At 43.6% G+C, this 22,385-nt stretch carries 22 protein-coding genes; 14 read left to right on the top strand and 8 right to left on the bottom strand.

Going from position 1 to position 22,385, the window contains the following annotated elements:
- Positions 1-227: 227 nt before the first annotated feature.
- The 3 genes from PY364_RS22575 to cysW all read left to right on the top strand — a co-directional run bounded on the left by PY364_RS22575 (position 228) and on the right by cysW (position 3,172).
- Complete coding sequence (locus PY364_RS22575) at positions 228-1,361, top strand: sulfate ABC transporter substrate-binding protein (RefSeq protein WP_275526479.1); 1,134 nt, start codon at positions 228-230, stop codon at positions 1,359-1,361.
- 94 nt (positions 1,362-1,455) lie between these two features.
- A complete protein-coding gene (cysT, locus tag PY364_RS22570) occupies positions 1,456-2,304 on the top strand; it encodes a sulfate ABC transporter permease subunit CysT (protein WP_275526477.1) in 849 nt (282 codons plus the stop codon).
- A complete protein-coding gene (gene cysW / locus PY364_RS22565; protein ID WP_275526475.1) occupies positions 2,294-3,172 on the top strand; it encodes a sulfate ABC transporter permease subunit CysW in 879 nt (292 codons plus the stop codon). The genes cysT and cysW overlap by 11 nt, the downstream gene beginning before the upstream one ends.
- A gap of 187 nt (positions 3,173-3,359) precedes the next feature.
- Here cysW and ribE read toward each other — a convergent pair whose 3' ends face one another.
- Positions 3,360-4,091, bottom strand: a complete 732-nt coding sequence (gene ribE / locus PY364_RS22560; RefSeq protein ID WP_275526473.1) for a riboflavin synthase — start codon at positions 4,089-4,091, stop codon at positions 3,360-3,362.
- Positions 4,092-4,224: 133 nt separating this feature from the next.
- On the opposite strand from ribE, the gene PY364_RS22555 reads away from it, so the two are divergent.
- From PY364_RS22555 to PY364_RS22545, 3 genes are all read left to right on the top strand, one after another.
- Positions 4,225-4,731, top strand: coding sequence for a bifunctional nuclease family protein (locus PY364_RS22555; RefSeq protein WP_272031196.1), 507 nt, complete (start codon positions 4,225-4,227; stop codon positions 4,729-4,731).
- A gap of 144 nt (positions 4,732-4,875) precedes the next feature.
- Positions 4,876-5,997: an aldo/keto reductase gene (locus PY364_RS22550; RefSeq protein WP_275526471.1), complete on the top strand. Its 1,122-nt coding sequence runs from the start codon at positions 4,876-4,878 to the stop codon at positions 5,995-5,997.
- A 410-nt stretch (positions 5,998-6,407) separates the two neighbouring features.
- Positions 6,408-6,905, top strand: a complete 498-nt coding sequence (locus PY364_RS22545; RefSeq protein ID WP_275526469.1) for a hypothetical protein — start codon at positions 6,408-6,410, stop codon at positions 6,903-6,905.
- A 373-nt stretch (positions 6,906-7,278) separates the two neighbouring features.
- Here PY364_RS22545 and PY364_RS22535 read toward each other — a convergent pair whose 3' ends face one another.
- The 4 genes from PY364_RS22535 to PY364_RS22520 form a co-directional block, all read right to left on the bottom strand.
- Positions 7,279-7,890, bottom strand: a complete 612-nt coding sequence (locus PY364_RS22535) for a pentapeptide repeat-containing protein (RefSeq protein WP_275526465.1) — start codon at positions 7,888-7,890, stop codon at positions 7,279-7,281.
- A 153-nt stretch (positions 7,891-8,043) separates the two neighbouring features.
- Positions 8,044-9,180, bottom strand: coding sequence for an extracellular solute-binding protein (locus PY364_RS22530; RefSeq protein WP_275526464.1), 1,137 nt, complete (start codon positions 9,178-9,180; stop codon positions 8,044-8,046).
- Positions 9,181-9,375: 195 nt separating this feature from the next.
- Complete coding sequence (locus PY364_RS22525) at positions 9,376-11,118, bottom strand: pentapeptide repeat-containing protein (protein ID WP_275526463.1); 1,743 nt, start codon at positions 11,116-11,118, stop codon at positions 9,376-9,378.
- A gap of 117 nt (positions 11,119-11,235) precedes the next feature.
- Positions 11,236-12,138, bottom strand: a complete 903-nt coding sequence (locus tag PY364_RS22520; protein WP_275526461.1) for an SGNH/GDSL hydrolase family protein — start codon at positions 12,136-12,138, stop codon at positions 11,236-11,238.
- A 193-nt stretch (positions 12,139-12,331) separates the two neighbouring features.
- On the opposite strand from PY364_RS22520, the gene PY364_RS22515 reads away from it, so the two are divergent.
- On the top strand, positions 12,332-12,574 hold the full coding sequence (locus PY364_RS22515) for a hypothetical protein (RefSeq protein WP_275526459.1): 243 nt from the start codon (positions 12,332-12,334) through the stop codon (positions 12,572-12,574).
- A 325-nt stretch (positions 12,575-12,899) separates the two neighbouring features.
- Positions 12,900-13,391, top strand: a complete 492-nt coding sequence (locus PY364_RS22510) for a hypothetical protein (protein ID WP_275526457.1) — start codon at positions 12,900-12,902, stop codon at positions 13,389-13,391.
- Between the two features lie 13 nt (positions 13,392-13,404).
- On the opposite strand, the gene PY364_RS22505 is transcribed toward PY364_RS22510, so the two are convergent.
- The 3 genes from PY364_RS22505 to PY364_RS22495 are packed head-to-tail and all read right to left on the bottom strand — an operon-like array spanning position 13,405 to position 16,832.
- On the bottom strand, positions 13,405-13,752 hold the full coding sequence (locus PY364_RS22505) for a type II toxin-antitoxin system PemK/MazF family toxin (RefSeq protein ID WP_275526455.1): 348 nt from the start codon (positions 13,750-13,752) through the stop codon (positions 13,405-13,407).
- Positions 13,749-14,000, bottom strand: a complete 252-nt coding sequence (locus PY364_RS22500; RefSeq protein WP_275526453.1) for a hypothetical protein — start codon at positions 13,998-14,000, stop codon at positions 13,749-13,751. Before PY364_RS22500 ends, PY364_RS22505 begins: the two co-directional genes overlap by 4 nt.
- 27 nt (positions 14,001-14,027) lie before the next feature.
- Positions 14,028-16,832 (bottom strand): tetratricopeptide repeat protein, encoded by a 2,805-nt coding sequence (locus tag PY364_RS22495; RefSeq protein ID WP_275526451.1) that lies wholly within the window; start codon positions 16,830-16,832, stop codon positions 14,028-14,030.
- 185 nt (positions 16,833-17,017) lie between these two features.
- Here PY364_RS22495 and PY364_RS22490 point away from each other — a divergent pair, with 185 nt between their 5' ends.
- The 6 genes from PY364_RS22490 (at position 17,018) to PY364_RS22465 (ending at position 22,361) form a co-directional block, all read left to right on the top strand.
- Entirely contained in the window at positions 17,018-17,548 is a 531-nt protein-coding gene (locus PY364_RS22490; RefSeq protein ID WP_275526449.1) for an RDD family protein, read from the top strand.
- A 182-nt stretch (positions 17,549-17,730) separates the two neighbouring features.
- Entirely contained in the window at positions 17,731-17,919 is a 189-nt protein-coding gene (gene rpmG, locus PY364_RS22485; RefSeq protein ID WP_071592493.1) for a 50S ribosomal protein L33, read from the top strand.
- A 110-nt stretch (positions 17,920-18,029) separates the two neighbouring features.
- Positions 18,030-18,245 (top strand): 30S ribosomal protein S18, encoded by a 216-nt coding sequence (rpsR, locus tag PY364_RS22480; protein WP_007358575.1) that lies wholly within the window; start codon positions 18,030-18,032, stop codon positions 18,243-18,245.
- Positions 18,246-18,436: 191 nt separating this feature from the next.
- Complete coding sequence (locus PY364_RS22475; RefSeq protein ID WP_275526447.1) at positions 18,437-20,449, top strand: ribonuclease R family protein; 2,013 nt, start codon at positions 18,437-18,439, stop codon at positions 20,447-20,449.
- 74 nt (positions 20,450-20,523) lie between these two features.
- Positions 20,524-20,769: a hypothetical protein gene (locus PY364_RS22470; RefSeq protein WP_275526445.1), complete on the top strand. Its 246-nt coding sequence runs from the start codon at positions 20,524-20,526 to the stop codon at positions 20,767-20,769.
- 176 nt (positions 20,770-20,945) lie between these two features.
- Positions 20,946-22,361 carry a 1-acyl-sn-glycerol-3-phosphate acyltransferase gene (locus PY364_RS22465; protein WP_275526443.1) on the top strand — a complete coding sequence of 472 codons (1,416 nt, stop codon included), beginning with the start codon at positions 20,946-20,948 and terminating at the stop codon, positions 22,359-22,361.
- Positions 22,362-22,385 lie beyond the last annotated feature (24 nt).

The following is a 22,385-nucleotide window of genomic DNA, read 5'->3' as shown; positions in this document are numbered from 1 at the left end:
ACAAATTTACCATACAGGACGTTTGGATTTCGGGCAGGCTAAAGGGGGAGATGGGGAGGAGGGGGAGCAGGGGAGCAGGGGGGCAGGGGAGTAGGGGAGCAGAGGGGGCGGGGGAGTAGTTTTTTTGATCTCTTGCAATTTTGCAAAGTCTTCTATATAATCTACGACTGTACACAAAAAACGGTATCCCTACCAAATAACCGTACTTTACACAAGGAAAGCATCTAATGAGTCAGTGGCAACGCCTCACTCAGCTAGGACGCTCGTACCAACAGCAACTAGCCAGCATAACTCTATTTGGGAATTCCCTAAAAAGCTTCGCATCACTATTTATATTAGGACTGAGTTTGAGTGTGGCGATCGCCTCCTGCTCTCCCAGCAGTAGCAACACAGCATCCAGCGCCAGCACAGCAGCCAGTCAAGGCAACGTAGAACTTACCCTCGTTTCCTTTGCCGTCACCAAAGCAGCCCACGAAGCAATTATTCCCAAATTCGTAGAAAAGTGGAAACAAGAACACAATCAAACTGTCAGCTTCAATCAAAGTTATGGCGGTTCCGGCTCCCAAACCCGCGCCGTAATTGACGGCTTAGAAGCAGATATAGTCCACCTAGCTCATGCCGGAGACACAGGTAAAATTCAGAAAGCTGGACTAATTGAAGCAGGTTGGGAAAAAGAATCACCTAATGATGCCATAGTCAGCAAATCCGTAGCAGCATTAGTCACCCGCGAAGGCAATCCCAAAAGTATTAAAACATGGGAAGATTTAGCTAAAGACGGAGTGCAACTAATCACCGCTGACCCTAAAACCTCTGGGGTTGCTCGCTGGAATTTCCTAGCTTTATGGGGTGCTGTCACCAAAACTGGCGGCGATGATGCCAAGGCTCAAGAATTTGTTACCAAGGTCTACAAAAACGTTCCCATACTCACAAAAGATGCTCGCGAAGCCAGCGATGTATTTTTCAAACAAGGTCAAGGCGATGTGTTGATCAACTATGAAAATGAGATGGTATTAGCTGCTCAGAAAGGTGAAAAAGTGCCTTATATTGTTCCCGATACCAATGTCTCCATCGACAATCCGATCGCAGTTGTTGATAAGAACGTTGATAAGCACGGTACTCGCGAAATTGCTGAAGCTTTTGTCAAGTTTCTGTACACTCCAGAAGCTCAGCGAGAATTTGCTAAAGCAGGTTTTCGCCCAGTAGAAGCTAGTGTAGCTCAAGACAAAGAATTTGTCGAGAAATATCCCCCAGTCAAAAACTTATTTACAGTTCAAGATTTGGGAGGTTGGGGAGAAATTGATCAAAAATTCTTTGCTGATGGCACTATTTTTGACAAAATCCAAGCTGACATTAGAAAATAACTTAACGCCGCCCTTTGAGCGGTAAAAGAACCGCCCGGAGGGCGGCGTTACGGCAAAACAAGGCATCTAAAAATCTCTAAAATCTCAAATCAAAATGGTATCGCTTCCCACCCACAAACCAAAATCTCAACTCCAAAATCTAGCAGCCAAAATTACTTGGCCTTGGCGAATAACCCTCGGCTATCTTTCTTTAATGCTACTGCTGCCAGTAGCAGCATTGCTAGCGAAAGCGAGTACAGCTAACCCAGCCGAATTCTGGAGAATTGCCACCAGTCCGATTGCTCTCTCTGCCTACGATGTCACCTTTTTTACATCATTAGTTGCCGCGATAATTAATGGCGTTTTCGGAACATTAATTGCCTGGGTTTTAGTCAGATACGACTTTCCACTCAAGCGAATTATAGATGCCGCAGTCGATTTACCTTTTGCACTGCCTACATCTGTTGCAGGCTTGACGATCGCCACAGTTTATAGTAATAATGGCTGGATTGGTTCATTGTTTGCGCCTTTTGGTATCAAGATTGCATTTACTCGTCTTGGCGTAGGTGTGGCAATGATTTTTATTTCCTTGCCCTTTGTAGTGCGAACAGTACAACCAGTTTTGAGCGAGATGGAAAGAGATATTGAGGAAGCAGCTTGGTGTTTAGGTGCTTCTCGGTGGCAGACATTTTGGCGGGTGATTTTACCACCATTATTGCCAGCAATTTTAACTGGGGTAGCTCTAGGATTTTCTAGGGCAGTTGGCGAGTATGGATCGACTGTAATTGTTGCTTCTAATATGCCATTTAAAGATTTGATCGCACCAGTGCTAATTTTTCAGAGATTGGAACAGTACGACTATGCGGGTGCAACTGTAATTGGCGTTGTGCTATTAGCAATTTCATTGGTAATGTTGTTAGCAATTAATGTTTTACAAGCCTGGGGTAGCCGCTATGACGATTGATCTGAATCCATCTGCTAAATACAATGTACCTCCTGCTAATTCTCGCTTGCAAAGCAAGGAGAAAACTTGGGTAAAGTGGGTTTTAATTGGGGTTGCAGTCCTGTATTTATCTCTTGTACTTTTTATACCGGCCCTCAATGTTTTTGTCCAAGCTTTTAGTAAGGGAGTTGGGCCTTTCATGTCAAATTTGACTTCTCCAGAGTTTCTCCATGCAGCCAAGCTGACCTTATTTATTGCTATAATTGTAGTGCCGATCAATACAATTTTTGGTTTGTGTGCTGCCTGGGTCATTGCTAGAAATAAATTTCCTGGGCGCACGCTTTTAATCAGCATCTTAGACATACCTTTTGCAATTTCTCCTGTTGTTGCTGGTTTAATGATCGTGTTGTTATATGGTCGCAATGGGTGGTTTGGAGCGTTCCTAGAAGCAGCCAATATTAAGATTATTTTTGCTTTTCCGGGGATGGTACTTGCTACTGCTTTTGTAACTCTGCCTTTTGTGGCTCGTGAAGTAATTCCGGTGTTGGAAGAGGCGGGTACTGACCAAGAAGAAGCGGCTAAAACTTTGGGTGCAAATGATTGGCAAATTTTCTGGCGAGTCACGCTTCCAAATATTCGTTGGGGCTTACTTTATGGCTTGATTTTGACAAATGCGAGAGCAATGGGAGAATTTGGCGCTATCTCTGTAGTATCGGGAAATATTGCTAAAAAAACGCAAACTTTACCGCTGTTTGTAGAGGAATCTTATAAGCAGTATGCGACGCAATCGGCTTATTCGGCTGCGGTTATCCTGGCTTTTTTAGCTGTTGTAACTCTTGTACTTAAGGAAATATTGGAGCGCAAAACTAGGATTAAGGCAATTGAATAAAAAAATGGAATAGTTCGGATATTTCCCAATTATTTCTAATAAAAATTGATGTTGCAGGCATTTTGTAACGCCGCCCTCTGGGCGGTATCTTAACCGCCTAGAAGGCGGCGTTACGATCCTAAAATTAGACTTTTTAACCTAGGAGACTCAGATGTTAATTGAGAACAACAACAACTTGGAAATTGAATCAATTAATGCTTTTCATAAAACCGTGTTCTGCTAAAAAATCTGGCGTAATTTCCCCCATACTGGTAACAGCAGTTTCTTCCCATCCGAAATTAGAATCAGAAGATAACATAGAGCTGCTACGAATAAATTTCGCCACATATTTACCCAAGATATCTCCTTCAATATTTACCCAACTCCCCGGTTTCAAATCCCGCAGATTAGTTTCACTATAACTATGGGGAATTACAGCCACTTCAAACCAGTTGCCGACAGCATCGCAATCTGCCACAGTTAAGCTGATGCCGTTGACGGCGATACTGCCTTTGGGAACGATGTAAGGCGCGATTTGACGCTGCCAAACCGAGGCGGCTGCTGGCGGCGCTGTAAACCGCATTTCCCAAGCATTTGCAGTGGCCACTGACTCGACTAAACTGCCGATCCCGTCTACATGGCCGGTGACAAAATGACCGCCGAGTTTGCTGCCGGCGCGGAGAGAGGTTTCAATATTAACGCAGGCGTTGGGTTTGAGGCCAAGAGTGCTGCGGCTGAGAGTTTCCGGGGATGCGATCGCCACAAAGCCTTGAGACAAAATTTCCACCGCCGTCAGACACACCCCATCGATCGCCACGCTATCCCCAATCACCAAATCCCGCAAAATCGCGTCTGTATTGCCCGATACACAGGACACTTGTAAGCGATCGCCGGACATAGCCTCAAGCGTCCCCAATCCCTGAATTAATCCTGTAAACACCACAACCCCCCGCTATTCGATCTTTGAGCACAATCCGTTGTAGATTCAGGCAAAAATCGAGGCATACTGGAACTTAGGTCATGTCGGTGCCCCGATTCTCCACCGCCTTACAGTATCCCATGAGGCCGATCCGATGATTGAAATGAAAGTCGCAGGAATTGCCTTGGATGCAGCCACGCGCAGTCCTATTGTCCTGTTGAGAGACGCTACGGAGCGGCGGGCCTTGCCTATTTATATCGGTCAGGAGCAGGCAAAGGCAATAATTAGCGCTCTGGAAAGCCAAAAGCCCCCCCGGCCGCTGACTCACGATCTCCTGGTCAACTTCCTAGAGGCGTGGAATCTGACTCTGGAGCGAATAGTAATTCACTCCCTGCAAGATAACACCTTCTATGCCGTCCTGATCGTCCGTTCTGGAGAAGTCAAAAAAGAGATTGATGCTCGCCCTAGCGATGCGATCGCCCTCGCACTTCGCACCAATAGCCCCATTTGGGTAATGGAAGAAGTGATCGCCGATGCCTCCATCCCCGTCGATCGAGACGCTGACGAAGCCGAACGCAGAGCTTTCCGAGAATTTATCTCTAACCTCCGCCCGGAGGATTTAATTCAAAGAGGAGGATCGATCGGCGGAGAATTTTCCTAACAGGCAACAGGCTTGAGGCAAGCGGCCAAAAGCAAGACAGTTATCAGTTATCAGTTATGAGTTACAGCAGTAAATCATTGTCCTGAAGCCAAGAAAAACCTTTTGTGCCTCTGCCTCTATCCTGTAATCTTAAAAGTCTTATTTATGCGCGATCGAAGGTTTGGTAAAACTAATCTAAACTTGTCTGTTTTTTCTTTAGGCACAATGCGCTATCTGGCTTCGGAAGAAATTGCAATAGCTACTGTAGATCGTGCAGTCTCTATGGGAATTAATCACCTAGAAACAGCTAAGGGTTATGGTAAAAGTGAGGAATATCTCGGTGCAGCTATTGGTACTCGATTGCCAAGAGAGCGCGATCGCCTTCACATTACCACAAAAATTTCCCCCACTCCCAACGCTGCAGCAATAGATCGCTCTATCGATGAATCTCTAAAACGATTAAATCTAGATTATCTCGACTGTTTAGCAATTCACGGCATCAATACCTGGGAACATTTAGACTCCGTACATACTTCTATCCCAACTATTCGCAAGGCTATAACTGATGGCAGAGTGAGGCATATCGGGTTTTCTACTCACGGGTCTTTAGAGTTAATTCTAGCTACCATTAATACAGATTATTTTGATTTTATTAATCTACATTATTACTATTTTTTTCAGCGGAATGCGCCAGCAATCAAGTTAGCCTCGGAAAAAGATATGGGCGTTTTTATTATTTCTCCTGCTGATAAAGGAGGAAGACTTTACACCCCGCCCGAAAGCCTTAAAAAATTATGTTTGCCCTTTTCGCCCCTAGAATTAAACTATAGGTTCTTGCTAAGTGACCATCGAATTACTACAATCAGTGTTGGGCCAGCTAACCCAACTGAATTAGAATTGCCTCTGCAATGTTGCGATCGCGATTATCCCCTGACATCCGCAGAAATTGACATCTTTGAGCGCTTAGAAACACAATCCGCAGCGAGTTTAGGAACAGATAAATGCAGTCAGTGTTATGCTTGCTTACCCTGTCCAGAAAATATTAATATTCCTGAAGTATTACGCTTGCGTAATCTCGCTGTTGCCTATAACATGACAGACTTTGGTAAATACCGTTATGGAATGTTTGAAAATGCTGGACATTGGTTTCCGGGTGTTAAGGGAAATCGATGTACAGATTGCGGCGAATGTCTACCTCGATGTCCAGAAAATCTAGATATTCCAGCTTTATTAAAGGATACTCATCAACGGCTATCTGGTACTAGCGGCCGTCGGCTTTGGGATTAATTAACTGTTATGTTAGTAGTTAGTAGTTAGTTGTTGGTGGTTAGTTGTTGGTTGTTGGTTGTTGGTTGTTAGTCATTGTTAGTTATTGGTTTCTGTCATTGTTCGCTGTGCGAAGCAATCCCAAACCCTTCCTACATCGTTAAAATGCTAAGTATTGTCTATGCTATTCTTAACTAATCAAAGCAAAATTACGATCGCAAAGTTAACCTTTAGCAACCCGAAGCAATCTCGGTCTAAGGCGATTGCTTCGGGCAAGATCCAGCTTGCTTCGTTCCTCGCAACGCTTCGCGCCTCAGATTGCTGCGCTTGGCTCGCAATGACAACTAACAACTAACAACTAACCACTAACCACTAACCACCAACAACTAACAACTAACAACTAACAACTAACAACCAACTAACAATGCAGTATGAAAATATTAAACCTATTTATTCTTATTAACTTTTCCTTTTTTCTTCCCAGTTTACTAGGGCAAAAAACTGCGATCGCAGTTGCTCAACAGTCAACCTGTCCAACTGCAAATTGGTATCAATTGCCATCACCTCCTCTATCTCAAATAGAGCTGAGTATCCCCAGCCTTTGGTTGACAAAACAACAATTTGGAGGGAAACTATTAGACAACTGGTTTGTTGAATCTAATAATAATTGGGTAATTCTGATAGTTAACCGCCAACTCTGGAGCTTATTGGATTATTTAGAGAGATACCAATTTGTCAATCAATTCGGTACAGCGGCGAGAGATTACGGTTATAACGTTCGCGTTTGTAACCCTCAAGGAGAAGCTTTAGCAATCTACTCTTGCAAATTCTCGACCGCTCAAAATAATCCTTCTACTCAACTAGAATGTAACCTAGAACTAGATTCTTTATCTAATGGTGGACTGCGCGGTAAACCAAGACGATTTTAATTCTCGGCTGGGTTAGAAACCGGGTTTCTATCAAAATCTCTGCTTCTTTAAGCCAAACTGTCTCAGAAACCCAGTTTCTCAACTTGTAATATAATATTGGGAAATGACACAATATTAGATCTTTCCAGACCAGGTGTCTGGGAAACTTATGCGGTAACAGTCCGCGATGTAGAGCATCTAACAGGTTATAACTTCTTCTCCGGACTTCCTCAAGAACTTCAGGATGCTATTGAGGAAGACCGTAACACCAACTTTTTCCTCAATACATCTACCTAATGCGAGACTGATATCATGTCCTGTTGATTACCATAACAAAAACTGTTAGTAGTGCAGGTTGCAGAAGGCAGGCTCTTGCAGATGGCAGCCCGCACTACTAATCAAAATCCGATGGCTGGTTGAGCCGTCGGGGACGATCTAACTTTCCGTTTCGCTTAATGAACTCCCAAGCATCTTTGAGGAACTCTCCATCAGGAAGGATGATATTGTTTCCAGCAATATCGTCTGGATCGAAACCGATGGCTCCCGTCAAATCAACATTCCATATACCCCCACCGTTAGAATCATTCCATATCGCTCCCTCCAGATTAATATTTCTCATGTTACACTCGGAAAAAGTTATGCGATTTAGTTGAGCGCCTCGGAAAGTAGCTCCTTCCAAATCGACAGATTTTAAGTAAGCATTTTGCAGGTTAGCACCATCCAAATACACTCTCCTCCAGTTGGCATGGTGAGACCAAACAAGACACAAATCGGCACCAGATAAATTAGCGCTTTCCAAGTTAACTTCGTGAAGGTTGCTGTCTATCAAACTAGCTCCGCTCAAACTAGCTCCGCTCAAATTAGCTCCACTCAAATTACTACAATCGAAGCAGATTCCAGGTAAGTTAGCTCCGCTCAAATCGATACCGCTCAAGTTAGCCCTCCTAAAATGTCTGTTTCCGGCAGCATAGCTACTTAGCAAATGCTCGGTAGTTATATCAGTCATACTTTAACACCTCGACTGAATGATAGTAAAATCAGCATCAGTTAAGTTAGCATATCCAAAAGAAGTTTCCAGTACCTTCGATCCACTAAATTTACACCCACCCTACATTTAATTGTATCCAGATACTAACAACTAACAACTAACAACTAACAACTAACCATGCTTAATATTTCTGATTTCTTGCCACAAGGAGCGATATTGCTCAATAGCTACATCCGGGAGAGGAAAAAGAAATTCACTTTTAGAAATAACCTCTGATTCCGGTAAAAGTAAACGATTAATACGAAGTTCTTCGGGCAAATCTTCACGCTTCATGCTAATAATAATAGGAGAGCTAGCTTGAGTTAGCAGAGACATTTGAGTAGCTATTTGTGGCTGCCAACAAAAATCCATCCATTGTTCTGCTAACGATAAATTTGATGATTGATTAGATACCGGTTGTACCCACAAATCTACCCACATTGATGTTCCAGAAATTGGAACTACTGCCCCAATTTCTTTCTGATTCTGCATTAGCCGTAATACATCCCCAGACCAACCAACAGCCGCCCAAGTATCTCCTAAAATTAGAGGTTGTAGGTAAGAATTAGAACTGTAAAGTTTAGATTGGCGGTGTAAGTTGCTTAATTCTTCTTTGAGGTTAGCTACTTTATTAAGATCGCGGGTATTGTAGGATTTACCAAGTTTCTTTAAAGTCAAGCCGATAACTTCTCTAGGATTATCCAGCAAAGAAATGCGATCGCGCAATTCTTCCCGCCAGAGATCGCTCCAGTCTGTAGGAGGTTTCAAACCCAAGGACTTAAATTTGTCAATTCGATATACTATAACTGTCGTGCCCCAGCGGTAGGGTGCAGCCCAAATTTTGCCTTTTTCATCCGCAATACCAGAGTCATTACGCCTTACTAATGTTTGCCAAGCAGGAGGTAATTGCGACCAGTTTGTAAGCTTTGCAGGGTCAAGAGGTTGAATTAATTTTTGTTGAATTGCCTTTGCTAACCAGTAATCACCAATCATTACTAAGTCAGCTTTTTCCTGTTCCTTACCCTGGTTTTGTGCTGAAGTTTTGCTCTTCCAAGTTTGCAATAGAGCAAATAATTCTTGTAACTGCGTTTGTGGCACAATCTGTAAAAGCGGCGATGGTTGCAGTTGCTTGCGAAATTGAGCGACAACTTGTGCGGGAACGGAATTTTTCAGCGATCGCACTTTTAGCGCCGTCTGGGTTCCGCATCCCCCCGCTAATTGACTCAGAGTTAGGGCGCTAGCCCCCAATAGCAAAGACCTTCGTTTCACTTTATCTGCATCCGCTTTTTTAGATACTGACCAAAAGATTGATTATATAACACCACGATCGCAAATTATACCAATTTTATTTATATAGCAACCGCTTTCGTCGGTTAGGACATTCTAAATTACTGAAACCCGCTGATTCTATTCCCTTGTTCCTGAGCATCGTAGCAAGAGAGCCCCTAGTCCCTAACTATATCATTACTCCTGCTCCCAAACAAGTGCAATCGCCAACCTTACCGCCTCACCAACCATCGAAAACCGAGCGTGTTCGGAAGCCGTTTTTTCCCATCTTATTAATTGCTCTAAAAACCCCCGATCTTGCTTAGCCCGCTGTAAAATAACTTGACCTACAACCTTCTTTTGAATATCCTCAGTTGAAACCCCTTGTAGCTTCAAATAGTCCAACAACCGCTCCACACTTTCTACAAATTTATCAGGAGTTTGAGTCATCACAATAAACTTAATTTGACGCGATATCTCCTTATATATCTCTCGCCGTTTATCCGTTAGCTCCTGTTGGCGAGGTGGCGAGGAAACCGGCATTGTTGTCTCCTCAATATCTCTAGATTTATCCTTAACTACAACAGCAAGATCGAGCAATTCCAAGATTTCTATCCGCCGACTTAAAACTCGTTGTAACATCTCAGAATAAAGCTGTAAAATATGCTCAGCTAAAATTTTCGCGTTCACCAAATTGTTCGCGCTTAGCCGTAGTAAATGCCTATCCTCCGCAGATTCAAAAAATTGGATATTCAGCTTGAGTTCCCGACTTTCCAGTTCCACCTGAGCCACCGTAAAAACCAAAGCTTCCCAATTAGGAAATTCAGGAAACAATACCTCGATTATAGAACTATTTTCTCGATCTTGGTTGCCAAATTCTCCCGGCTCAAAATCCCGACCCACAGGATAACGATTACTAGGACTTTTAGTAGTATAATTAAATTGATTAAATACATATCTGCAATCAACCTTCGATAAATTTACTTCCTCAGTATGCCAATTATGAATACAGCATCCAGTTAGCTGCGCTCCCTCCAAATTCGTGCGGATTAGATGGCTCTCAATCAACAGAGCATCTCTTAAATCAGCTTCACTTAATATCGCATCGCTGAGATAAGCTCCACTTAAGTCTGCCTTGCGTAAATCCGCACCGCGCAAATTTGCCTCTGTCAAATCTGCCCATAGTAAATAAACTTCTTGTAGATTAGAGCGGAGCAAATGTGCTTTCTTAAAACTCGCTTTTAACAAATAAGCACCAGTCAAATTAGCCCGACTCAAATCAGCACCATTAAGTACCGCTTCCGTTAAATCTGCACCTGTTAAAATCACCCGGTGCATATCAGCTTCAGTCAAATTTGCTGACCGTAAAATTACGCCATTCATGTCAGCTTCAATCAAATTAGCGCCCTTTAAAATAGCCTCTCGCAAATTAGCCTCTGCTAAGTGTGCTTCTCGCAAATTAGCACCAGTTAAATTCGCCCCCGCAAGACTGGCACGATTAAGATTTGCCTCCATTAATTCCGCATCCATTAATCTCGCCCCATCGAGTCTAGCCTTTTCTAGATTAATTTGATCGGATTTAGCTCTTTGAAGGTCAGCGCCGCTAAGATCGGCTTCTTGAAATATTGCCCAATTCAGATCGGCTTCTTGTAAATAAGCGAGTCGTAGATCTACTTTAGTAAGATTTGCCCCGCTCAAAATTGATTGATTAAGATTAGCACTGGTGAGCATCGCACTACGGAGATCTGCTCGCCGTAAGCAAGCGCCTACTAATTTAGCGTGGCTTAAAAATGCCCAACTGAGATTTGCACCTGTGAGGTTAGCACCTGTGAGGTCAATTTCCCGCAGGTTTGCTCCGCTTAAACTCGCACCGCTAAGGTCAATGTGAGCAAAGTTGCGCTCTCCCTGTTGATACCGCTCTAGAAACTCTTGCGTTTGCATACAGCAGAGATGGGGAAGAAAGAAGGAATAGGGAAGAAGGAAGAAGGAAGAAAGAAGAGGGAAATTTCGCTATTTTCCCCATTTCTGCATCTCCCATTTTCTCTTATTTTTTCCCTTTTAATATTTTACTTGTACGCTTTGAATATCTTTATCTGAAATGCCTAATCCCCGCAGAATCGTGTAGGCAATAATGCGGTTGCCGGCCTGGTTGGGGTGTACGCCGTCCCTTGTTAATAGATTAAGCGATCGCCCTGCGTGTTTCTGAAATGCGATTAGCACTTCCCGAAAGGGCGAGTTGAGGTCAATATACAGGCAGTTATTCTCGATCGCGATCTGACGCATCACAGCCATATACTCTGGTAGGCGGCGATTTTCTGGGCCGTGCAGCACTTCTCTGATTGGGGTGGGAGACAGCAATGCAACTCGAATACCTGCGGCTTGAGCCGATCGCACCATTTCGGTGAGTTTTTGGCGATACACTGCTAATGTTACACCGGCTGGGAGGTTGCCTTCGGGGTGGACTTGGTTGGTGTTGAAGTCAAAAAATGCCAGCCAAACATCGTTAACGCCGACATTGATAGTAATTAAATCGGGATTTTTAGCGATCGCATCTTTTTGGAAACGTGCCTGCATATCTGTAGACTTGTTACCTGAGATCCCCGCGTTGACGATCTCAATTTTTTGACTAGGGTAGAGAGCGTTTAAATAGTTTTGTAACAGCCAGACATATCCACCTGTATACTTCCCCGCTTCGGTGATGCTGTCGCCAACCGTGACGATTTTGCGCTTACCTTTGAGTATATTCTCTATTTCGGGCGGCGGTGTGGCGATCGATTGAGGTGTCTGGAACACGGTAGTTAAATCTGGGTAGAAAAGAATGGTGGCAATAGCCGTAAATACTGCTAGGGCTAGTACGATTAAAATTTGAAGCAGTGGGCGTTTGGGACGGGGCGATCGCGCATTTACAGGCATCTGTGACAGTCTTAAGGGAAGAGTTGAAATATTTTTAAATTGTAGCAATTCTCACTATTTTTTCCCTCGGCAGTGAAAGCTGAGCAATTGTGATTATTGTCACATTATATCAATGACAGTTATCACTTATGTTGATGCTTCAGCTCATATTTATATAGTCTTCTCATCACTCAACACTTTAGAGATTATAGAATATATTATAACTAAGGGTAAAAAATGAATTTTAAAGGAGATTATAAAGATGCTGGATAAGTCAAGTTTTTTATATCCTAAATGTCGTTACTACGGCGATGTCAAGCCAGAGAATTTAGTTTTTGATGCTAACTTACAGGAATTTGCTCATCGAGTGGGTTACATCAGTGCTTTAGCTACTAATGGGAAGATTCCTCTAGCTCAGGCAATTTCTGAGATTGAATTACTTTGGGAAAAGTTGGAAAAGTCGAAAAAAGAGTTAGGCGTTGGGGAACATCCGTTTGCGGCTTGAAAGCTTGTAGAACTGGTAGGGATATGAAATATACAGGTTAAATGTATAGGACTTACGCAAGTGTCACAAGATAGGAGTTAATTTTTTGGTATGTAGTTGCGCTTCAGCGCTCTTAGCATACGAAAGAGCGCACAAGCGCAACTACATACTTTTTTAACGATGCCCATTGAGTAAGTCCTGATGTAGAACAGCTTATCTGTTGTTGATATAATTCAATTTGTTGTAGAGAAAAATTTACTTAATTAGTGATTATTTCCGATAAGATTGCTATACTATTTACATCATAGATTGAAAAGCATTCCGATCGCATGGAGGCGCAAAAGCTATGTTAAGTGAATCTTCGCGCCTTGTTTACGGCGATGAATTAATTACCGCAACGGAATTAAACCAACAACCGGGTCGAGTTCTAGATTTGGCAATGGAACACCCTGTCACCATCATTCGCAACGACCAGCATTTTGCTTTACTGCGCCGCGAGGATATGGCGCTGTGGGTAAAAGCTGCAACCCTTTCTTTGAATGTATTTGAGTTGACGGCGGCGGCTTACCGGCTGCGCTTGGGAGAAGCCATTAGTTCAGAACATCCCTATCAGTGGTTGAAAGTATTTGACTCTGAGGAACTCAGCGAATTGATTGCAGAATTAGAAAAAGCTTACCGACTTGCGGAATCGGAACCTGGGGCGTGGACTCTGATTGAGATTATAATCCATGAATGGCATGAGAGCGCGATCGCACTTTATAGCCCGGAACTCGCAGCAGCTTTCAGCGATGAATTTGACGAAGTGTTGCTAACTCCACCTCAACTAGAAATTAATTAAACATTCTCAACTTTTATAAACCAAAACAGTAGCGAATCGCCGCTTCAACTTCTAGCATCTTTTCTGCTGAAATTTGCCCTACTGAATCCCTAGAAAATCGCTCTTTATCCAAAGAGCGAATCTGAAAACAGAGGAAAACTGTTTCTATTAGCAAGCCACTTTCAGACGGAGAAACACGCACATTTGTTGGATATTCCCGGTGAATGTTAATTCCTTTAGTGCCTACAATTACAGTAACAACTAAAGGTAACTGATTAATAGCGTTAATGGAAAGCACCAAAACAGGTCGCATTCCAGCTTGCTCCCTTCCCTGAATTGGGTTAAGATTGACAAAATAAATTTCCCCTCGCTGAATGCTCATAGCCCTTCTAAACCATCGATTTCTGCAACAACAAACTCTTGATTGATAGCAGCAATTTCAACTTGAATATCGGGATCTAAGGCCATCATTGCTATTTGTTCCTCCATATATTTAGCATCACCCAATTTATGAGCTGTGTAAGTTCTTTCTCGCACTTGATGAGCGATGCGTTCCAGTAGCCAAAGTTGTTCCTCGATGGACAGAGAAAGAATTGAACGTTCAATCTCTAGTAAAGTTTGTGAAATCATTTTGCTTCCCTCTTGTTTTTTTGATGATTATAAATTATCCAGAAATTCTTGCAGGAAATCGCGCCAATTACGAATAGACTGATCGTTAGGCGCGATCGCCAAGGAGCGATTAAACGCCGCTAGTGCTTCTTGGTAACTCTCCTGCGCCTCCGGTTTCAGAGATAACTTTTGCTGCAAATTACCTAGTTTTTTAAGCGCTTCTCCTTTGTTATTGTAAGCAATAACATAGTCAGGGGCTTTTTCTAAGGCTTTATTGCAGGCGAGGATAGCTTCTCCGTAAGAGAATAATGCCTCTGAAGGCTGATTTAGTTGATCTTGCAAGTCCCCTAAATTTATCCATACCTTGCCTTTATTTTTTAAAGCTGCAACAAAATCAGAGGTTAATTGGAGAGCTTGAGTATAGACATAAATTGCCTCTTTATAGGATTGCAAAGCCTGTACATTTTTATTAAATTGAGCTTCCAACTTGCCTAATCTTCGCATTACCTTACCTTTGTTATTAAGGAGATAGACATCTTTTGGGGCAATCTTAAGGGATTGATTGTAGAGCACAAGGGCATCTTTATAACTCTCTAATGCCTCTGAAGACTGATTGAGCTGATGTTGCAAATCTCCAATACATCTCAGCACTTTACCTTTGCTGCTAATAGTATAAATTTCATCGGGGTCACATTGGAATGCCCGATCGTAGATATCAATAGCATCTCTATAACTCTTCAGGGCCTCTGAAGACTGATTCAGCCGAGCTTGTAGTTTTCCTAAACTTCGGAGGGTATTACCTTTGTTGTTAAGAACATAAACGTTATCTGAAACATAATCAAGGGAAATTGTGTAAGCTGCGATCGCGCCTTGATAAGAATGCAAGGCATCTGGATACTCAGAAAGCACAGCCTGCAAGTCTCCTAAACTTCGTAGTGCTAGGCCTTGATTATTGAAAATAATATCATTTTTAACGATTTCTCGACCGTAAGCAGCAACAGCCTCTAAATATCCCTGCTTTGCTTCCTGATATCCAGCTAATCTGAAAAAGTAATCCCCTTTAGCTCTTGAAACACTTCCCCTCCAAAACTCACTCTCAATTACGAGTTCATTCATAACTTCTAATAAGCTACGGCATAGATCGTAGATACTATTCTCTAATCCCTCATTAAAAACTCCTACCCATTCATCAACACCCCATTCCCAATCCAAGCGATTAGCATGATAAATTGCCTCTGGTACATTTCCTAATTCTCGATAGTGTGCCTCTAAAACTTGATGAGCTTCACAAGTTATAGAATTGTCCCTTTCATAATCCAATCGATGCAGCAACTCATGGATGCGATACCATTTTTCACCCCGTTGTCGATCGCGCCAAACAAACGAAAAGCTAGTCAGAATCTCAAAATTAGCAGCACTAGCCAGGAAGTCACAACCTCCTCCCAATTTCATATACAACTCTTGATTAAAAGCACGGCAAGCACTCAGCGAATTAACCGCAGATTTTACTTCCCTATCTGCATACCGCAATAAGCGCTCTGTCAATTCCCTAGCCTTATCCTCCAGCTTCGGGATACTCGCAAAATCTGCCGCCTGTAACTCTATTCCCTTAATCTTTTCTGTTAGCACCACATCTGCACATAAGCCAAGATAAAACGGGTGTACCTGCAACTCCCCTGACTTTTCATCGGGGTTAACGCTGGCATACTTAATCAAAGCTGCAACCAAAGCCGCCTGGTAAATTCCGGCTTTTTGTAGATAATGTTTTGCATCATTAGGCGAAAGATGCCAAAGCAATTGGGGGTCTAAATTTTCTTGAGGAATGCCAAATGTAGGTGCATCTGTCCACCACAGTTGCTCAATAGGATGATCGCGTCCTGCCACTACCACCACCACACCTAATTCTAGTGGCAAACCTCTCAGTAAGCGCCGCAGCCACTCATCCTGATAGAACAACTTTTCTCCCTGAAAATGTCGCTTCTCATCCCAAAACTTCTCATGGGTATCAAAAAACAGCACAATGCGTTCAGGCTTATTTTTTCCTGCCATTGCCGCCTTCAAATCTTGAGCAAACCATTTAGGCAACTCATTAATTAATTCAGTATCAATATCTTTCTTACAAATTTCATCCGATTGTTCTTCTGTAACCTCTAGCCGTTTTTTGAGTAACTCAATTTGTCGCTTTTTACCTCCCACTTTATCCAAAAATTTGAGCAAGGCTACCGCTTGTGCCATAACTGGAAATTTAACAATAGTATCAGAAATAAATTGAGCAATAGCATCAGGAATAGCAGAATCAATTCCCGGAGTTAATAAACTAATCCAATCATCAGAAAACAACCGCTCAAGTGTTTCTTTTGATTCTCCCTTATTGAGCAAATACCAATAGCAAGCAAAATCATAAACAGGAAACTTGAATCTATATTGTGCCGTTGCTACTCCCAAATTTCGCCGCAACATCAACAACCCATAAAAGGGATCTTGCGGCAGATCTTCCTTAATTGGCGGCATTCCGAAATCGTGCAAAATTGCTGGTATAACAGTGCAATCTTGACTTAGTTTAGCTTTTTGGATATAATCGGCAACTTCGGCAACTCTATCATCGGGAATCGCCTTAAGTTCCTGCCACTTTTGCCGCGAAAATCGCTTACAGCATTGAATTCGCAAAAATTTTAGTAGTAATGACTTACCGTTACCACCATCTCCATGAAAATACAAGACTTTTTTGCGCGGCGGATCGTCGTTTAAGTATTCAGCAAATAACTTAGTAAACTCATATCTGTCAGTGAAAAGTTCCAGTTTGCGATCTTCACTAGAAAATTCGCTATTCAACTCTTCATCATCAATGCTCATAGTAAGTATAGCTCAAATGCTAATTAAAATTATAACAAGAGATTGCTTCACTACGTTGGCAATGACAGAATTACGTTACATTCGCAATGACAGAATTACTTTGTGCATAAGTCGCGTCCACTTTTTCACCCCAACCCAAAATCAGATGCCAAAATAGATAAAGTAATCAGCCCCATTCCCCCGCCATGAGCTCAGACTTAGTGCCCCTTCCCCCAAAAGTCCCAATTAATCGCCGGGCCTTCGCCTTCGCGATTGACTGGGCGATCGTATCCTTAATTAGCCTAATTCTAGGTACTAATTGGTTCGTCCAGAGCATATTCTTTATGATCCTCTGGCTGCTGATGCGCGTCTTCCTCGCTGTCAGAAACCAAGGTCAAAGCCTTGGCCACTGGGCCTTAGACATGAGAGTAATCGATACCCGCTTTAACAGAACTCCCACTATCCAAGAATTAGTCAAGCGCGAGGGTATACTTGGCATTGGGGCCGCCCTGGCTGCGATCGCATTTACCGGTCTAACCAGCCGCAACGCCGCCGTCCTATTACTGATGCTACCCCTGGCCCTAGACTGTAGCGTAGCCTTAGCCGACACCGAGAGATACCAGCAAGCCTTTCACGATCGCTTCGCCCAAACCATCATCGTTGGAACCCGCCGGGGCTACTCCCTTGACATAAAACTTAGAAAAATGCTTGACCAAATACAGCGCAATGTGAGATGATAGGAAATTGTGTCTGAATAGTAGGCTTATAAACTCAGTACCTCTGAGCGAGTGAGTAGTCGCTGTGAGACTCAGGCTTTAAGAATCAAGTTTTTTGTGGATTTATCCCAAAAAGGTTGTCCTGTAAAATTCCCGTGTCGTTAGACTGGGGAGTGTCAATTAGTCCAAATCTTTTTAGAATTATGGCTAAAGGTGTCCGAATCATCATTACATTAGAATGTACCGAGTGCCGAACTAACTCAAACAAGCGCTCAAATGGCGTGTCCAGGTACACTAGCACCAAGAACCGTCGTAATACTACGGCGAGACTAGAACTCAAAAAGTTCTGCACCCATTGCAACAAGCACACAGTCCACAAGGAAATTAAGTAATTTGTTAACGGTTAACGGTTAACGGTTAACTGTTAACTGTTAACTGTTAACAGCTAATAGCAATTAGCAATTAGCATTTCCAAATTACGAACTACCAACTATCAATTACCATGACATATTTTCGCCGCCGTGTTTCGCCAATTAAGCCAGGAGATCCGATCGACTATAAAGATGTCGATTTGCTCCGCAAATTTGTAACTGAACGGGGGAAAATTCTGCCCCGCCGGATCACAGGATTGACTGCTAAACAGCAGCGAGACTTGACCACAGGCATCAAAAGAGCCAGAATTCTAGCTTTGATGCCCTTCGTCAACCAAGAAGGCTAAAAAAACTCCAGAAAAAGCTATAGGCGCGGATCGACAAATCTGCTAGACTCGATCCAATCAAGGGCGATTAGCGTAAAGCGCAAGCCTCCCGCGAAAGCCTCAGCAGCTTAGCGGTAGTTAACTAACTTGCCGGAGCGCACTTTAAACTTGCAGATAGTCCGCAAAATAGCACGCGACCTTGGCAAAAGCTTGTGGAGAAGGGAACTTTAGTTGAATTTCGACTGCACGGTGAGCGGCGACTTGCCGTAGCAGATCGTCCTGATGGCAAAAAAAACTGGGTTGTGGTAGATGAAAATAGTCAATCCCACAGCATACCGCCTAAGCAAATTAGCTATGAGGTAGTTGGGGAAACTTACAAACCTACCCAAATTCCCACATTCCTCAAGGAAGTGGAGAATTATTCAGACCCAACGAGTTTAGAAGTCGCTTGGGAACTTTTGGTTGAGGATGGAGAAACCGTAGATCCACCAGGTTTGGCAATGCTGCTGTTTTCAGAAGCGACTCCGCCTCAGTGCTACGCGGCCTATTACTTGTTGTCGGTAGATAAGCTTTATTTCAAGCAAAAAGGCGATCGCTACGAGCCGCGTTCAACAGCGATGGTAGGTGAAATCAAACACCAGCAAGAAGTTGAACGGCAGCGACAGTTAGAATTGCATGGATTTTGGGAGCGGGTGAAGACAAAACTCGCAGGGGATGAGGTAGAGTGGCAGCAGAGCGATCGCACCCGCCTCGATGCCTTAGAACGCTTCGCTCTACTTGGAGAAGAAGCAACACACCGCACCCCCGCCTTAGAAACATTAGCCAGCTTGGGACGTTCGGAAACCCCCGAAGCTGCATTTCAACTGCTGGTCGATCTCGGTCTTTGGAGTCTCCACGAAAACTTATTTTTGCGGCGCAGCCAGATCCCGACCCACTTTTCTGCAAAGGTACTGGAATTGGCTTCTTCTCGCCTGGAAAATCCCCCGCCTGACGTTGAATCAAATCGCCTCGATTTGACTCACCTCAAGGTTTACACCATAGACGACGAAAGCACGACGGAGATCGATGACGGTCTAAGCTTAGAATTTCTGGAAAATGGTCAACAACAGCTTTGGATACACATTGCCGATCCCACTAACTTACTCTCCCCTGGCGACGATCTGGACTTAGAAGCTAGAAAGCGCACTACTACAGTTTATCTGCCTACGGGCATGGTGCCAATGTTCCCGCCAGAGCTGGCAACAGGGCCCATGAGTCTCGTACAAGGGCAAGTTTGCCCCTCCCTCAGTTTCCGAGTGATTTTGGACGAAACGGGGGCCGTACAGGATTACAGCATTCACATCACGCTAATTAAGCCCACTTATCGCCTTACTTACGAAGATGTAGATGAGATGCTACATTTGGCGATCGCGGCCGAACCAGAAATTAGCGCGATCGCAGCTTGGGCAAAATTGCGACACGGGTGGAGGCAAACCCAAGGCGCAATCAGCATCTATATGCCAGAATCGGTTATTAAAGTATCCGGTGACGATGTTAGCGTTCACGTCTTGGATGACTCCCCCGCACGGGAACTCGTAGCTGAGATGATGATTTTAACCGGAGAAGTCGCTGCACAATACGGTCAAACTCATAACCTAGTCTTACCCTACCGCCATCAGCAGCAACCCGAACTCCCCCCAGATGAAGAATTACTGTTATTACCCGCTGGGCCGGCCCGCGCCTGTGCGGTGCGCCGTTGTATGCCACGTAGCGAGATGAGTTTGATGCCAGCGCGACACGCAGGTTTAGGCTTAGAAGCTTATACTCAGGTGACATCTCCCATTCGGCGTTATATGGACTTGCTGGCTCATTTCCAGATTAAAGCCCACTTGCGAGGGGAAAACCTGCCATTTTCGGCAGAACAGATGCTAGAAATGATTATGAGCCTCAGTCCGGCGGTGAAAGAAGCATCAAATGTGGAACGTCAAACTAACCGTTATTGGGGGTTAGAATATTTGCGTCGCCATGCTGGGGAAGTATGGCAAGCAATGATGCTGCGCTGGCTGCGGGAAGATACGAATGTGGGTTTAGTGTTGTTAGAAGAGTTAGGCTTAGAGTTGGCAATGCGGTTTAGTCGGCCTGTGGAAATAGGCGATCGCTTAGAAGTGAAAGTCACTCACTGCGATCCGCGATCGGATGCCATTCAGTTTCAAGAAATGATTTCTAATCCAGTTGCTTCTATCTGAGCCAATGGTAACTGGTAATCAGTTATCTTTAAGCTGATACTAGGCATTTGAGCAGGTCAGTGAGGTTAGATTGAATGCAGCAATTAATAACGATCGAACTGGGAAGAAAAAGCAGAAAGCATCTTTGCCAGTTCGTAGTGGCTGTTTTCTTCGTTCTCAATGTTTTGTCTTATACTAATGTTGTTAGAAGTCGATTAAGAGAAATCAGAGTTCCCACATTTCCGCTGGTTATTTTTCCTAACGCGGGTCATAATTTACTCGTTACAGTCGATCGAGAACATTGGAAGCGGAGTGTTGACCAGTTTCTCGCAGGAATTTAGATGAGCGGTTAAATTTTAGGTATGTAGTTGGGCTTTAGCCCTCTTTCATATCCTAAAAGAGGGCTAAAGCCCAACTACATACCTTTGTTTAATGTGCCAGTTGGCCTTAGTCCTAAACTACCAACCACTAACCATCAACTACTAACTAACAACTAACAATTAACAGTAATTTAAAAATGCCCAACTCTACTAGCCACGTTCAACGGCCTCTAGAATTTATACCTCCAGATTTCAACCCCTTGGTACTGCGGGTATGTCAACAACTCCTCCCTTGGTGGCTGAAATTACGGACACCCATCAGCCAAATAGAAGCCGAAAATGTCGAAACCCTCGCCCATCTTTTCAGTCAATTTCAAGATAGTAAAGTCCGCTTTTTAGTCGCCTTTCGCCATCCCAATACAGACGACCCCTTCTGTTTGGCACAACTGTTTTGGAAACTACTACCGGAAGTAGCTAGAAAAGAAGGAATAACACTCAAATATCCCATACATTCTCACTTCATCTACGATCGCGGCATTCCTCTCTGGGCCGGTGACACTGTAGGCTGGCTATACTCCAGATTAGGTGGTACGCCCATAATTAGGGGTAAAATAGACAGAACGGGATTGCGATCTGCCCGCGAATTATTTGCTAACAGCAACTTCCCGATTGCAGCCGCTCCAGAAGGAGCAACTAACGGACACAATGAAATAGTTAGCCCCCTAGAACCGGGGATCGCTCAGATGGGATTCTGGTGCGTAGAAGATATGTACAAAGCCGGACGAACTGAGCAAGTTTTCATCGTACCCGTAGGTATTCAGTATCGTTATGCAGAGGCTCCTTGGGAACCCTTACAAAAGCTTTTAACCCAATTAGAAATTGATTGCGGTTTGCCGCTCCTAGACGAGGTAAATAGGGGAGAATTAGATGCTTCAAATCAACACATTCTCTACTCACGTTTAATCCGATTGGGTGGCCACTTACTGGTGATGATGGAAGAATTTTATACGAGATTTTACCATCAAACCCTACCCAAAGATACACCAGAACTGACATCTTTTCCCATTTCCGAAGGCACTGAATCAGCTAACGAAGCTTTAGTACAAAGACTTTTAAACCTTTTAAATATTTCCTTGCAAGTAGCAGAACAGTATTTCAACTTAAAGCCAAAGGGGAGTTTAATCGATCGGTGTCGTCGTTTAGAGCAAGCAGGCTGGGATTATATTTACCGAGAAGATATTAAAGATGTTGCAGACTTGTCGCCCTTAGAAAAGGGATTGGCAGACCGCATCGCCGAAGAAGCAAGCTTGCGGATGTGGCACATGAGACTGGTAGAAAGTTTTGTAGCCGTGACAGGGAAATATGTCCAAGAAAACCCGACCGCAGAGCGATTTGCAGAAACAACTTTACTACTGTGGGATGTTGTAACTAGAATCAAAGGTGGAAGTCCTTTTAGTAGACCTCAGTTGGGCAAACAGCGGGTAAAAATGATAGTAGGGCAACCGATATCAGTTTCTGACCGCTGGGATAGCTATCAAGAAAGTCGCAGATTAGCCATAGCTGAACTGACTCAAGATTTGCAGGTAGCTCTAGAAAAAATGATTCAATCTTAACAGTTCTTTGATATCTCCCTATCA

The sequence above is a fragment of the Kamptonema sp. UHCC 0994 genome (assembly GCF_029167235.1).
GTDB lineage: Bacteria > Cyanobacteriota > Cyanobacteriia > Cyanobacteriales > Microcoleaceae > Kamptonema.
The sequence above is the reverse complement of the archived record's forward strand: the minus strand, read 5'-3'. Positions and strand labels throughout refer to the sequence as shown.